The sequence below is a fragment of the Reinekea sp. G2M2-21 genome (assembly GCF_015687175.1).
Taxonomy (GTDB): Bacteria; Pseudomonadota; Gammaproteobacteria; order Pseudomonadales; family Natronospirillaceae; genus Reinekea.
The window spans coordinates 825,608-838,765 of sequence record NZ_JADPQG010000001.1 but is presented as its reverse complement, the minus strand read 5'-3'; the positions used below and the strand labels follow the sequence as shown (position 1 = coordinate 838,765).

The following is a 13,158-nucleotide window of genomic DNA, read 5'->3' as shown; positions in this document are numbered from 1 at the left end:
GCAAAAAAAACCGACACTGCGCATAAAGACCTTGAACCCATTGCAGTGCGCAGAGCAGTACTTGTTTTTGTGGAAAAAATAGCTAGGTACATGGACAAATTAACTCACCTTTTCCGTGGCTATTCCCTTCACGGGTCACATTACATTTAATAAACTCGACCTGGCTAATACTGTTCATCACGCAAGGGTATTGCTAGGTAACAACAAATATAAAAAATGGGGAAAAAACATGAATATTAGCAATTTGACTAAGTTGATCAAGATAGCCGTTGGCACCACAGTAATCGCCTTATCGTCAGCTGCCTCTATGGCAGAGCTGACAATTGGTTTCGCACAAACCGGTTCCGAATCTGGCTGGCGTACTGCTTTCACCAATGCTACGAAGGCTGAAGCCGAAGCTCGAGGCTACAACTTCAAATTTTCCGATGGGCAAGGTAAACAGGAAAATCAGATCAAGGCCATTCGCTCTTTCATCGCGCAAGGTGTTGACGGGATTGTTCTGGCACCACTGGTCACCACCGGTTGGGACAAGGTTCTGAAAGAAGCGCAACGTGCGAAAATTCCGGTAGTCCTGGTCGACCGTGGACTGGATTCCGACCCAAGCCTGTATGTCACCAGTGTGGGGTCTGACTTCACTCAGGAAGGCGCAATGATCGCTGCCTGGTTAGCTGTTGAAACCGAAGGCACCTGTGACATCGTTGAACTGCAGGGTGCTGTAGGTGCCGATGCTGCCATTAAACGACAAACGGGCTTCGCGAATGTCATTGAGAACTTCTCGGGCATGAAAATTATTGCTTCACAAACCGGCAGCTGGAGCGCGACCGGCGGTAAGGAAGTTATGGAGAGTTTCTTAAAATCCATTGGTGGAGAAAATATCTGCGCCGTTTGGGCACACAACGACAACATGGCGATTGGTGCAGCACAAGCGATTAAAGAAGCTGGTTTAAAACCCAGTGAAGACATCCTTATTGGTTCTGTCGACGCCATTGCTGAAATCTTTAAAACCATGGCCGATGGTGAAACCAACGTCACTCTTGAGCTCAGCCCTTATCAGGGTGCTGCAGCTTTTGATGCACTGGAAGCACATTTGGCTGGTAAAGACGTTCCAAAACGCATTACCGTTCCAGGTGGTCTGTTCTACCCAGAAACTGCTGCTGAAGAATGGGCGAAGCGCAAGTAACCTTCCGCTGATTTTCGCCAACAGGCAATAGCACACGCTATTGCCTGTCACCAGGTTACTATTCAAACAATCAACAGGTGCGTTATGGGTGTTCTAGAACCGGTTGTCGACGTACAGCCACTACTTGAAATAAAAAACATCTCGAAAGGATTTGCTGGCGTTCAAGCGCTGAATAAGGTGTCATTCTCAATAGCACCCGGTGAAATCCATGCTCTTCTCGGTGAAAATGGTGCTGGAAAATCCACATTCATCAAAGTTTTAACCGGCGTGTACACACGAGATTCAGGAAAAATTCTATTTGATGGTCAGGACTTCCACGCTACAAGTTCAGGCCATGCACAAACCCAAGGTGTCAGCACGGTTTATCAGGAAGTGAATCTTATCCCAACGATGACTGTCACTGAAAATCTGACTTTATTACAACAGCCCAAGCGCTTCGGCTTGATCAGTCCAAAGCGTGCGAAGCAGCGAGCCTTGGAGATGCTAGAGCGGGTTGGGCTCAATATTGATCCAAGCAAACAACTCGATTCCTATTCCATCGCTGTTCAGCAATTAGTTGCCATTGCACGGGCCATTGGCACAAAAGCGAAACTATTAATTCTCGATGAACCCACTGCCAGTTTGGATGCTAAAGAAGTCCTGCGGCTATTTGAGCTAATGAGACAACTGAAGTCTCAGGGCATCAGTATTATTTTTGTGACACATTTTCTGGATCAGGTTTACGAAATTACCGATCGAATTACGGTATTGCGCAACGGAAGCTTCATTGGCACCTACGCGACTAAAAAACTACCACAAGCTGAGTTAATTCATGCCATGGTGGGTAAATCGCTGGATGAATTGACCAGTGGTAGCAACCGCGAAACCAGCGATAGTGCTGACGATGTCTTACGCATTCAGAACTTTGGTAAACAACGCTTCTTGAAACCCGTCGATCTGAGCATAGCCAAAGGCGAAATCGTTGGCTTGGCGGGGATGCTTGGTTCCGGTCGTTCGGAGTTGTGCGAGATTATTTTTGGCGCACAAGCCGTTGATCAGGGTTCAATGGAAATAGCACAGAACGCGGTGCACATTAAATCGCCTAAACAAGCGATTGATCACGGTCTGGGGTACTGCCCGGAAGACCGCAAGATCGACGGCATCATTGCTGAATTAAGCGTACGCGAAAACATGATCCTTGCCTTGCAGGCAAAACGTGGTTGGTTAAAACCTATCCCTATGACGGAACAGAAAGCCATGGTGGAATCGATGATAGAACGCTTATCAATCAAGACGCCCAACCTAAATAAACCTATCGGCGAACTCAGTGGCGGTAATCAACAAAAAGTGATTCTCGCCCGCTGGTTACTCACCCAGCCAACCTTATTATTGCTGGATGAACCAACGAGGGGAATCGATATCGGTGCACACCACGATATTATCGCGATCATGAAAGAACTTTGCGAACAGGGCATGAGCTTGCTTGTCGCCTCTTCCGAACTTGAAGAGCTGGTGATCTTTGCACACCGGGTCGTCGTGATGAAAGATCGCAAAAAAGTCATGGAATTGACTGGTTCTGACATCAGCCAGAAATCAATCGTCAATGCCATTGCGCAATAGCACAGTACTCGGGTGACAATTATGAAAGAACGTAAAAAGTTTCTGGATATCAATCCAAAGATCTGGGGACCCATTTTCTCACTGGTGGTTATCATCGTGATCATGGGCATCATCGATCCTGGTTTTATCCAAATCGAATTCAAAGACGGACGTCTCTACGGCAGTCTGATTGATATTTTAGTCCGCGCTACACCGACCGCAATTATCGCTCTGGGTATGGCCGTGGTTATTGGCACTAAAGGTATCGACTTGTCTGTCGGTTCTGTCGTCGCCATTTGTGGTGCCGTCGCCGCAGTGCTGATTGTGGAGACCCAACTGCCCTTCTTTATGGTGGTTATTGTATCGGTGCTTGTCGGGGGTGGTATTGGTTTTCTGAACGGAATAATGGTGTCATTCATCGGCATTCAACCCATTATCGCGACGCTGATCCTCATGGTCTCCGGTCGCGGCATCGCGCAACTGGTGACCGGTGGTCGGGCAGTCAGCTTTGACAGTACCGCGATGGACATCATTGGCAGCGGTGCCCTACTGGCAATACCAGTGCGCTTATGGATTATGACCGCCTTGGTTTTGTGCACCGTTTTATTACTGCGAAAAACTGCGCTTGGTTTGTTTCTGGAGTCTGTCGGCGCTAATGCAAAGGCCAGCCGTCTGTTGGGCATTGAAGCGCGAATGTTAAAAGTGATCGCTTACATTTTTTCCGGCATGTGCGCTGCCGTAGCAGGCATGATTCTCATTGCCGATGTCAGTACCGCCGAAATCAATCGTCTGGGATTGTGGCTTGAACTGGATGCGATTCTCGCAGTGGTTTTGGCCGGTGCATCCCTCAACGGTGGTCGGATATACCTTGGCTTAACCATCATCGGGGCGCTCATCATTCAAACACTGACCACGATTATTTTCAGCAGTGGTGTACCCGTGGAATACAACCTAATCGTCAAAGCCTGCATTATTCTTGCGGTGCTACTCATTCAATCTGAGACGACAAAAAACTATGTCAGTCAGCTCAGAACAAAATCTCTGGAGAACCGTCATGCTGAATGAACGTACGCTTCCCCTCATATCGGCCATTATTGTTTTACTGTTGCTGTATGGTTTTGGCAGTATCGCCTATCAGGGCTTTTTCGGACTTCGCTTGGCTGGTTACCTGTTAACCGACAACGCCTTTATTATTGTCACCGCGGTAGGCATGGCATTCGTCATCTTGTCCGGTGGGATTGATTTATCCGTCGGATCAATGATCGCGTTCGTCTGTGCATTGATGGCGCTGTTGGTGGTTAAATTTCAGATTCACCCTGTCGTGGCAATCGCCATTTCAGTCTGTGTTGGTACCTTGTTCGGTACGGTCATGGGTTTGGTCATTGCTATCTTCAAAATCCAACCTTTCATTGTCACACTTGCCGGCATGTTTTTATTTCGCGGCCTGGGTTATGTCATCAACACTCAGCAAGTAAAAATCGACCACCCTTTCATGTCGTCATTGTCAGAGTTCGGCATCATTATCGGCCAGGGCGAATTGAATTTTGTGGCCATCATCATGATTCTGTTTCTTGCGCTGGGCGTCATTATTTCCCGTTACACAAGGTTCGGCCACAATGTTTATGCGATTGGCGGTGATGCTCAATCCGCCGCATTAATCGGTGTGAATGTTCCCTGGACAACCGTCAAAGTCTACGCTTTAAGTGGGTTTTACAGCTCGGTAGCCGGAGTTCTGTTTGCTGTTGCCACCGGTTCAGCCTATCCGGAAATTGGCATCGCCGTGGAATTGGATGCTATCGCGGCGGTCGTGCTCGGCGGCACCCTGCTGACCGGCGGCGTTGGTTATGTATTTGGCGCGTTTATCGGCGGCATGACGTTTGGTGTTATTCAACAGCTCATCAACTTTGATGGCACTTTGAATGCCGCGTCCACGCGAATCGTCATCGGCGCGCTCTTATTACTGTTCATTCTGCTGCAGAAAATCATCCTGGTATGGGCTAAAAAGTTTTCTGCTAAGGGGAGTGACTGACGAACTCATGTTGGATTTTCACTGGTTCTGTGTGAGGATCCAACTCTGCTTATGTCGTCCAGGGTCTCATCCGGTCTGATGATTCGGGTTAGCCCCCTGATAAAAACCAATGGATGTTATCAGGGGGAGCTCATTCTCCCTTCGGAATAGGCCATCACCGGGGATCTGTAAATAATTTCTTTAAAAAGGGATTTGTTGTGCCATTTATTCAAGGTAAAGACGTTAAAAAGCGCTCAAGTGAGCGCTTTGTCCTAGGGCAACTTTGAATAATTGCTATCTACATCAGCGAGTCCTTCAGATAGATGACTGAGCATTGTTGTGTGTTTTGAAAAGGACTCGCCATTCCCTGCAACACACTTCTCGCTCATCCTTCGATCTGATAGGACTGAGGTGATTTGAATTAATCAGAGTTGCCCTAGGTAATAATCGTGATTTAGGTCCAATCCAAAATCACTTTCCCGGATTGACCGGAACGCATCACGTCGAAACCTTCTTGAAAATCATCGACTCCGAAATGATGAGTAATGATCGGCTTCAGATCGAGTCCGGATTGAATCAGACCTGCCATTTTATACCAAGTCTCAAACATTTCTCGGCCGTAAATGCCCTTCAATTCCAGTCCTTTAAAAATAATTTTGCTCCAATCAATACCCATTTGTTCTGGTGGAATGCCTAACATGGCAATCTTGCCGCCATGGTTCATAGACGACAGCATGGAACGAAACGCGCTCGGGACTCCGGACATTTCCAAACCCACGTCAAAACCTTCGTTCATTCCAATTTGAGCCATCACATCGGTCAACGATTCGCGCGCTACGTTTACCGTACGCGAAGCACCCATCTGCTTGGCAAGATCCAATCGGAAATCATTGATGTCAGTGATCACTATGTTGCGGGCACCGACATGTTTGGCCACTGCAGCGGCCATAATACCAATGGGACCTGCCCCGGTGATCAAAACATCTTCTGCCACCATGTTAAAACTCAAGGCCGTGTGTACTGCGTTACCGAATGGATCGAAAATTGCGGCCATGTCATCGGTGACTTCGTCCGGCAATTTGAACGCATTAAAGGCAGGGATCACCAGATACTCGGCGAAAGCACCGGCTCGATTCACACCGACGCCCTGCGTATTTCGACACAGATGGCGGCGACCGGCGCGGCAGTTACGGCAATGACCACAGGTTATGTGGCCTTCGCCACTGACTCGGTCGCCAATTTTGAACCCGTTCACTTCCTGACCAATGCCCACGACTTCCCCAACATACTCATGGCCGGTGACCAACCCCACCGGAACATTTTCCTGAGACCAGTGATCCCAGTTATAAATATGGACATCGGTGCCGCATATCGCTGTTTTACGGATTTTGATCAATAAATCGTTATGACCCACCTCTGGTTCAGGTACATCGGTCATCCAGATACCGGGTTCTGCTTTTAACTTTGCCAGCGCTTTCATGCGATTACTCCAAATTCTTTCCCCACCTCGATAAAGGCATTCACCACATACTCCAGTTGGGCATGTGTCATCGCGGCATTCATCTGTGTACGTATACGCGCCTGCCCTTTGGGCACCACAGGGAAACTGAACCCTATCACATAGACGCCTTTAGCCAGCAAGGCATCAGCCATACGCGTGGCCAGTGCCGCGTCGCCGATCATTACCGGAATAATGGCGTGGTCTTTCCCGGCAAGGGTAAATCCGGCGGCTGACATTTTTTCACGAAAGTAACTCGCATGCTGCCAAAGAGCATCCCGCAGGGCGTGCCCCTGTTCAATCATACTCAGGACTTTCAGTGTGGTACTGGCAATACTGGGTGCCAGCGAATTGGAAAACAGGTAGGGGCGTGAGCGCTGCCGTAACCAGTCGACAATGGGTTGGCGTGCTGCCGTATACCCGCCACTGGCACCGCCTAACGCCTTACCCAGCGTGCCGGTGATAATGTCAACCCGGCCCATAACCCCACAATATTCATGACTACCCTTGCCGTTTTCACCCATAAAGCCCACGGCATGGCTATCGTCGACCATGACCAAAGCATCATATTGGTCGGCCAGATCGCAAATAGCAGACAGGTTGGCGATGACCCCATCCATCGAAAAAACACCGTCGGTCACAATCAGTCTGGTGTCCGCATCTTGCGAGTCTTTCAGGGCCTGCTCTAATTCAGCCATGTTGTTATTCGCGTAACGATAGCGCTTCGCTTTGCAAAGCCTAACACCATCAATAATAGAAGCGTGGTTCAGCGCATCCGAAATGACGGCGTCATTTTCACCGAGTAGTGTCTCAAACAGGCCGCCGTTGGCGTCAAAACAACTGGAATATAGAATGGTGTCATCCATACCCAGAAAATCACTTAGGGCCCGTTCCAATTCTTTGTGGACCTGTTGGGTTCCGCAGATAAAGCGCACAGAAGCGGCACCAAAACCATATTGGTCCAAACCGTCCTTCGCCGCCTTAATCAGATCGGGGTGGTTGGCCAACCCCAGGTAATTGTTAGCGCATAGGTTAATGACATCACCCGATTTGGTATGAATGTTGGCGCCCTGCGGTCCTTCGATGACCCGTTCTGCCTTGAATAATCCTTCGCTTTTCAGGCTGCGAAGCTGCTCGGGTAGACGAGTTAACAGGTCTTTCGACATGCAATGCCCTCTTATTTTTAGAAATTCAGTTGATAAAGAGTCTGGTTGTACACCCTAAATTGCAACGCTTGCCCGTAAAAAAGGCAATTCCGCCGTTGTCATTTCTAGTTTCCAATCGTTTCATTCTGGGCACTACATAATTGTTTTCTAATGTAAACTTTTTTGAAACCCATCACAAAAAGTAGAACAGAAACGGCGGATTTGTCACAATGCACCGCGTTAAAACGCCCCGGATATCGGAAGTTCGAAAATTAGAGGGCGTCGACTACACTTAAAAGCAGGGTTAGAACGGCAGGGAGCCAACACTAAACCATTGCTTACACAGACAGATCGAGGGAACCAATGGACGAACAACTAGAAGCACTAGAATTAGCGATTGAAAGAGCCGAAGAAGAAAAAAGAGCCTTTGTAAAGGAAAACCCAAACGGTACCGGCGATAAAGCCGAACGCATGCGCCTGTATGGCCAGGTTGAGGGTGCCCGCAAAGCGTTACGCGACTATAAGCGCGCCAACCCCCACCTGCTGTAGGTCCATTTCTCAGCCTACAAACGCGCAACTCGCACCGCGGGTTGCGTTCTCAAGCCCGCTGATAATTCCATCCGACGGCACCATCTGAACTCGCTAGAATTCTCCGGCATAATCATAATGTCGAGTCACTTATGCGCGTCTTACCCAGAGCCCTGCTCCATACCCCTGCTATCGCCAACAAAACCGAATGTTTAGTCACCAATGGTACTGGCAGTTTTGCCAGTTTAAGCGTCAATGGGGGGTTATCACGTAAATTCCATGGTTTGTTGATTCATTCCGTTATTCCACCCATGGACCGAATGCTCACCTGGCACGCATGCGTTGAAACGCTCGAAAATGTAAGCCTCGATGCCCGTCAATGGTTGGATGGCACAACAGTGACCGGGGATGGCGGCGAACAATATTTACTGCACTATACCTCTGCCCCCATTCCGACTTGGCACTATGAGGTGAATGGTCATCTGCTTAAAAAAGAATTGTTCATGGAGCTGGGCAAGGAAACCACGCTGATCAAATACAGCCTGTTACGCTCACCCAAACCCGAAGTGACGTTAGAACTGAGCAACTTTGTCCACTTCCGCCCCGCAGGCGACCACTTACCCCGTTTTTCAGAACAGAATCTGACAAACTGGATAACAGATAGCCAACGGCAGTGCGTCAGTTCTGGGCAACTGTCTTTAAAGCTTGGGGTGCAGGTGACGTCAAATCCACAAGCGACAAGTACGCAGTGGTTAACGCCAGATGTGGCTAACCAAACCAGTGACCTGGTTTACCCGATAGAGCTGGAAGATCAGGGTTACCCGCAACGCGACTGCAGTTTAAAAGTCCAAACCACACAGGTTGTCCTCTCACCGGGGGATAGCTGCTACATGATAGGCACCTTGCATGACCACTGGCCTAACGGTGAGCAGGCCTATCAGCAAGTACTGGCCGCGAAACAAACACGATTCAGCCACAATGATTTTGCCAACGATCTCGCGCACAGCGCACTGCAGCTGGTCGCCGACCGAAAGTCTGTTAATGGTAAGACCATTTTGGCTGGGTTTCCCTGGTTCGGCGATTGGGGGCGGGATACGATGATTGCACTACCCGGTGCAACCCTGGCGACCGGACAATTCGATTTGGCCAAATCGATTTTGAAAACGTTCGCGCACTATTTAAACGGTGGCATGCTGCCCAACAAATTTCCTGATCGTTCGGGAGAGCCCCTCAAGTACAACACCATTGACGCCACATTATGGTTTTTCTGGGCGATTCAACAATACGTTGAGTACAGTGGCGACTGGGATTTTGTCCACCTTAAACTGTACGACGACCTGAAAGAGGTTATCCGCCATCACACCATTGGAACCCGCTATGGGATCGGTATGGATGACGACGGACTGATTCAGGGTGGGGATAAAGACACGCAACTGACCTGGATGGACGTTAAGTTTAATAATTTTGCGGTGACGCCGCGCTTTGGCAAAGCGGTCGAAATCAATGCCCTTTGGTATAACGCACTGTGTTTTGCTCAGCAATGTAAGGAGCGTTTTGAAGACCATCAATGTGATTACGCCGATTTGATCGTCAGCGTGCGGGTGAGTTTTCAGTCAACTTTCTGGAATGAAGCCAGTGGCTACTGTTTTGATTATGTCACGCCAACGGAGAAAAACGATGACATCCGCTGCAACCAGATTATCGCCGTCAGTTTGCCCTTTTCACCGCTAACACCGGCGCAACAACAGCGGGTATTTAATGTCGTTTATCAACAGCTGTACACGCCCGTTGGCTTGCGCAGCTTAAGCCCGACTCATGCAAGTTATGAGGGACGCTACTATGGTCCGCTTCACGAACGGGATATCGCCTACCATCAGGGGACCGTCTGGGCTTGGCCGATGGGGTCCTTTATTGATGCGTTGATGACAGTCACCAAAGACAAACACTTTGCTGAGCAGCTATTGATGGGTCTGAAACAGCATTTTTACTACGAAGCCGGTATTCTGGGCGTATCAGAAATTTTTGATGGCGATGCCCCGAATACTGCCCGTGGTTGCTTCAATCAAGCCTGGTCAGTCGCAGAATTGCTGCGTGTGGTCGATAAGTATCAGCTTCAGGTACCCGGCTAACGATACCTGTTACGCATTGAACCGAATCTGAAAGCCGGTTTTGGATTGTTCGAAACCGGCGTTTTCGTAAAAACGCAATGTGCTTTCTTTTGTTGAACCGGTCATCAGAGCTACCTTATAACAACCGGCATTCCGGGAGTGTTCTATCGCCTTTTCCAGCAATGCTTTGCCGACTCCCTGTTGGCGGTAGTCTGCGGCAACGATCACGTTTTCGATTATGGCATAAGGGCGCCCACCCCAACTCAGGTTTGCGCAGATATTCACGGTGCAGGTCCCTACTGACCGGCCGTCACTACCCGCCAATAACACAACGCCACCGCACGATGTCAGCTGATCGTAGATTTGGTCTAAGACATGGTCGCATGGACGCGCAGTGACGTCCCGCTCAAACTGATCAATCAAACCCAAAACATCACTGAGCTGTTCGCGTCGGGCAAACTCGATCGAATAACGCTTCGTTGCGCTCACTCAAAGACCTCCTATTTCGATTAGTGGTAAGATGCCGCCATCGAGACGGAATTCCAAAGGTCGCTGAACTTATGAAACAACAACCCTATTGTCTGGTCCTTGGCGGTGGTGGCGCTAAAGGTGTCTATCATATCGGTGTATGGCAGGCTCTGAAAGAACTGGACATTCCCGTAAACGCCTTTATCGGCAACTCAATTGGTGCCGTTATTTCTGCCTTTCTGGTACAGGGTGCCGAACAGGAACTGCTGACGATTGCACGTTCAATGAACCTGAAGTCGCTTATCCGCCTGCACAAGGACAAAGCGCTCGCCGACGAATTAAGTTTTAAAGAACACGACCTCAGTTATTGGCAAGGCGTGTACCGCAATGTTGTTGAAAAACGTGGCTTAGATACGACACCTATGCGGGAATCTCTGGAAGCCAACATCAAAGAAGATGTCATCCGCGACAAGGGCATCGATTTTGGCGTCACCACCGTTAACCTTAGTGATTTTAAACCCAGGGAAGTGTTTGTTGAAGACATGGAACCGGGGCAGTTGATCAATTACGTTATGGCCAGCGCCGCATTCCCTGGATTTTCCAGCCCCGAAATTGCCGGAAAAAAATACCTCGACGGTGGGTTATACGACAACGTCCCTTTCCGGATGGCCCGTCGCCGCGGATACCGGAAAATCATTCTGGTCGACATATCCGGCATCGGCTTTAACCGCCGCCCGAAAACCGACGGCACTCAAACTGTCTATATCAAAAACTCCATCGACATGGGCAACGCCTTTGACTTCAATCCCGAATTTATTGAGAAATTCTGGCAATTGGGTTATCTGGACACCAGGGCCGCATTCGGGCAATTGATTGGTTACAAGTACTTCCTCGAACCGGATGACAACCTGGAACGAGAATGGTCGGAACAACTAAACAAAGATAGTGCCGAGTCACTGCACAGCCTGTTTCCGGACAACATGAAGCACGATCGCCGGGTACTGCTGAAAACGCTGGAAGTCTGCGCCGATTTACTGGGCATTGAGCGGGTAAAACAATACAGCTACCGCGATTTAATGACCGCAATAAAAGACCAAGTAAAAACGTTAGATAACGAAGTTCAGGAACTGATTGTTTCCCGTGATCTGCAAAAAGCATCACCACCGACCAAGTTGTTGGACGCCTTCGTAAAAGAAGTTTTTGATAAGAAAAATCGCAACAAAAACCCTTACTTTTATTTGAAGCTACTACAGTCGTTCAACCCGACAAAAACGCTCACTCTTGCGGAGTCGGCAGTCAGGAGATTAAACCCAGAGCTGGCAATTTTGGAGCAATTTTTAGCGCAAGCAGATTGACAGTCAGAGTTGCTGACTGGTTTTAAAAATAGCCCAACTCAGCAACTTTTTAACGCTTTAAAACGATCACCGATATCCTTGAATCACTGCTTCAGATCTGTGTATCGTTACAGGAATCTCCCCCACCTCATCTAAGGAGGCTAGAAACGACTGCCAACGGACATCATCATATTCAACTTTTTCATTTATTTTCGACTCCGGTTGATATCTCAATACGCGAAGCTGGAAAATTTCCTTATAAAAAAGGGGACCACCGACAAGACAACCATCCCCAATAAACTCTTTTTCAAAATGCGCCTGAGTTATCTTCTGGAGAATCGATGATTCTACGTTCCAAATCGTCGAAACTTTAAACCACAAACCAGTAGCAGCAATCCTGCAAAACAACTCTCGCCACTTTGTGTTATTCATTAGCGAAACGCTATACGTGCGCAGTCTCTTTTCCAACTTGATATGAAACTCTTCAGGCGATATTTTTGTCTCCGAACTCATAACCCAGCCAATTCCGATTAAACCAACCCCTTCAGCCTAGCCAACCCGTAACAGGCAATGGTACACGCATCCAAAATATCCCCCTGAATAATTTTTTGTTCGAAATCGGCTACGGGCAAGGTCAGGGACACCAAATCTTCTTCTTCGGCATCAAGATTTTTACCAACAAAGCTCAGTTGCGTGGCAAAGAATACATGACACCCTAAGGTCGCACCGCCATTATCCACATAGTGAAACCCGATTTTCTCCATACGGCCAGCGCGATACCCGGTTTCTTCCTGCAGTTCGCCATGGGCTAACTCCAAAGGGTCGGCGTTGGGTTGTTCAGGCCAAGCGCCCATGGGTATTTCCAAGCTGCGCATTTGCACGGGATAGCGGTATTGTTCAACCAAATGGATATGACCATTATCCACAGCGATAATGGCGGCAAAATCTGGTTTTTCCACGACACCAAATAATCCTTCGGCACCGCTGGCACGCTCCACTATATCCTCGCGCACCCGCATCCATTTGTTTTCATACATGATTGTTGTCGATAGGGTCTTTATCATTCTTAACTTTCCATAGTCACTTTGCTTTGCTTAGGATATGGGAAAACACTTACTGACAACCAGATATTAATTAAAAATTTGAGTTTCAATAAGTATCACCTTCCCACGCCACTGCTCTGCTTTTGGATTGTGCGAGCGTCATTCACACCAAGAATTCGCGGTGCATTTGAATGCACTTCGCTGTGTAATAACTCTAATCATTCAAAAAAATGAATTAAAACTTAGGAGTCGAACGAACGTCCAAGGA

Annotated in this window: 12 protein-coding genes; 7 read left to right on the top strand and 5 right to left on the bottom strand. The window is 48.4% G+C overall.

Going from position 1 to position 13,158, the window contains the following annotated elements:
- The first annotated feature begins 229 nt into the window (after window positions 1–229).
- The 4 genes from IYN85_RS03890 (at window position 230) to yjfF (ending at window position 4,787) form a co-directional block, all read left to right on the top strand.
- The gene (locus IYN85_RS03890) at window positions 230–1,180 is read left to right on the top strand and encodes an ABC transporter substrate-binding protein (protein ID WP_196157515.1); all 951 of its coding nucleotides are present in this window, start codon (window positions 230–232) and stop codon (window positions 1,178–1,180) included.
- A gap of 84 nt (window positions 1,181–1,264) precedes the next feature.
- Window positions 1,265–2,779 carry a sugar ABC transporter ATP-binding protein gene (locus IYN85_RS03885; protein WP_196157514.1) on the top strand — a complete coding sequence of 505 codons (1,515 nt, stop codon included), beginning with the start codon at window positions 1,265–1,267 and terminating at the stop codon, window positions 2,777–2,779.
- Window positions 2,780–2,800: 21 nt separating this feature from the next.
- The gene (locus IYN85_RS03880) at window positions 2,801–3,823 is read left to right on the top strand and encodes an ABC transporter permease (RefSeq protein ID WP_196157513.1); all 1,023 of its coding nucleotides are present in this window, start codon (window positions 2,801–2,803) and stop codon (window positions 3,821–3,823) included.
- Window positions 3,813–4,787, top strand: coding sequence for a galactofuranose ABC transporter, permease protein YjfF (gene yjfF, locus IYN85_RS03875; RefSeq protein WP_196157512.1), 975 nt, complete (start codon window positions 3,813–3,815; stop codon window positions 4,785–4,787). Before IYN85_RS03880 ends, yjfF begins: the two co-directional genes overlap by 11 nt.
- Before the next feature lie 433 nt (window positions 4,788–5,220).
- On the opposite strand, the gene tdh is transcribed toward yjfF, so the two are convergent.
- Together tdh and IYN85_RS03865 are read right to left on the bottom strand one after the other, a co-directional pair.
- Window positions 5,221–6,246 (bottom strand): L-threonine 3-dehydrogenase, encoded by a 1,026-nt coding sequence (gene tdh / locus IYN85_RS03870; RefSeq protein ID WP_196157511.1) that lies wholly within the window; start codon window positions 6,244–6,246, stop codon window positions 5,221–5,223.
- A complete protein-coding gene (locus IYN85_RS03865) occupies window positions 6,243–7,430 on the bottom strand; it encodes a glycine C-acetyltransferase (RefSeq protein ID WP_196157510.1) in 1,188 nt (395 codons plus the stop codon). The genes tdh and IYN85_RS03865 overlap by 4 nt, the downstream gene beginning before the upstream one ends.
- 342 nt (window positions 7,431–7,772) lie before the next feature.
- Here IYN85_RS03865 and IYN85_RS03860 point away from each other — a divergent pair, with 342 nt between their 5' ends.
- Both IYN85_RS03860 and IYN85_RS03855 read left to right on the top strand, forming a co-directional pair.
- Window positions 7,773–7,958: a hypothetical protein gene (locus IYN85_RS03860; RefSeq protein WP_196157509.1), complete on the top strand. Its 186-nt coding sequence runs from the start codon at window positions 7,773–7,775 to the stop codon at window positions 7,956–7,958.
- A gap of 131 nt (window positions 7,959–8,089) precedes the next feature.
- A complete protein-coding gene (locus tag IYN85_RS03855) occupies window positions 8,090–10,066 on the top strand; it encodes an amylo-alpha-1,6-glucosidase (protein WP_196157508.1) in 1,977 nt (658 codons plus the stop codon).
- A gap of 9 nt (window positions 10,067–10,075) precedes the next feature.
- On the opposite strand, the gene IYN85_RS25770 is transcribed toward IYN85_RS03855, so the two are convergent.
- Window positions 10,076–10,534, bottom strand: a complete 459-nt coding sequence (locus tag IYN85_RS25770; RefSeq protein ID WP_196157507.1) for a GNAT family N-acetyltransferase — start codon at window positions 10,532–10,534, stop codon at window positions 10,076–10,078.
- Between the two features lie 71 nt (window positions 10,535–10,605).
- On the opposite strand from IYN85_RS25770, the gene IYN85_RS03845 reads away from it, so the two are divergent.
- On the top strand, window positions 10,606–11,868 hold the full coding sequence (locus IYN85_RS03845; RefSeq protein ID WP_196157506.1) for a patatin-like phospholipase family protein: 1,263 nt from the start codon (window positions 10,606–10,608) through the stop codon (window positions 11,866–11,868).
- A gap of 66 nt (window positions 11,869–11,934) precedes the next feature.
- On the opposite strand, the gene IYN85_RS03840 is transcribed toward IYN85_RS03845, so the two are convergent.
- Window positions 11,935–12,279 (bottom strand): hypothetical protein, encoded by a 345-nt coding sequence (locus IYN85_RS03840; protein ID WP_196157505.1) that lies wholly within the window; start codon window positions 12,277–12,279, stop codon window positions 11,935–11,937.
- A 98-nt stretch (window positions 12,280–12,377) separates the two neighbouring features.
- Window positions 12,378–12,911: an NUDIX hydrolase gene (locus tag IYN85_RS03835; protein ID WP_196157504.1), complete on the bottom strand. Its 534-nt coding sequence runs from the start codon at window positions 12,909–12,911 to the stop codon at window positions 12,378–12,380.
- Window positions 12,912–13,158: the final 247 nt, after the last annotated feature.

What these genes read in the sequence shown, in the direction of transcription:
- IYN85_RS03865 (WP_196157510.1), bottom strand. Translation starts at nt 7,430, where the DNA reads ATGTCGAAAGACCTGTTAACTCGTCTACCCGAGCAGCTTCGCAGCCTG.
- IYN85_RS03845 (WP_196157506.1), top strand. Translation starts at nt 10,606, where the DNA reads ATGAAACAACAACCCTATTGTCTGGTCCTTGGCGGTGGTGGCGCTAAA.
- IYN85_RS03835 (WP_196157504.1), bottom strand. Translation starts at nt 12,911, where the DNA reads ATGATAAAGACCCTATCGACAACAATCATGTATGAAAACAAATGGATG.
- yjfF (WP_196157512.1), top strand. Translation starts at nt 3,813, where the DNA reads ATGCTGAATGAACGTACGCTTCCCCTCATATCGGCCATTATTGTTTTA.
- IYN85_RS03890 (WP_196157515.1), top strand. Translation starts at nt 230, where the DNA reads ATGAATATTAGCAATTTGACTAAGTTGATCAAGATAGCCGTTGGCACC.
- IYN85_RS03855 (WP_196157508.1), top strand. Translation starts at nt 8,090, where the DNA reads ATGCGCGTCTTACCCAGAGCCCTGCTCCATACCCCTGCTATCGCCAAC.
- IYN85_RS03840 (WP_196157505.1), bottom strand. Translation starts at nt 12,279, where the DNA reads ATGAATAACACAAAGTGGCGAGAGTTGTTTTGCAGGATTGCTGCTACT.
- IYN85_RS03885 (WP_196157514.1), top strand. Translation starts at nt 1,265, where the DNA reads ATGGGTGTTCTAGAACCGGTTGTCGACGTACAGCCACTACTTGAAATA.
- IYN85_RS03860 (WP_196157509.1), top strand. Translation starts at nt 7,773, where the DNA reads ATGGACGAACAACTAGAAGCACTAGAATTAGCGATTGAAAGAGCCGAA.
- tdh (WP_196157511.1), bottom strand. Translation starts at nt 6,246, where the DNA reads ATGAAAGCGCTGGCAAAGTTAAAAGCAGAACCCGGTATCTGGATGACC.
- IYN85_RS03880 (WP_196157513.1), top strand. Translation starts at nt 2,801, where the DNA reads ATGAAAGAACGTAAAAAGTTTCTGGATATCAATCCAAAGATCTGGGGA.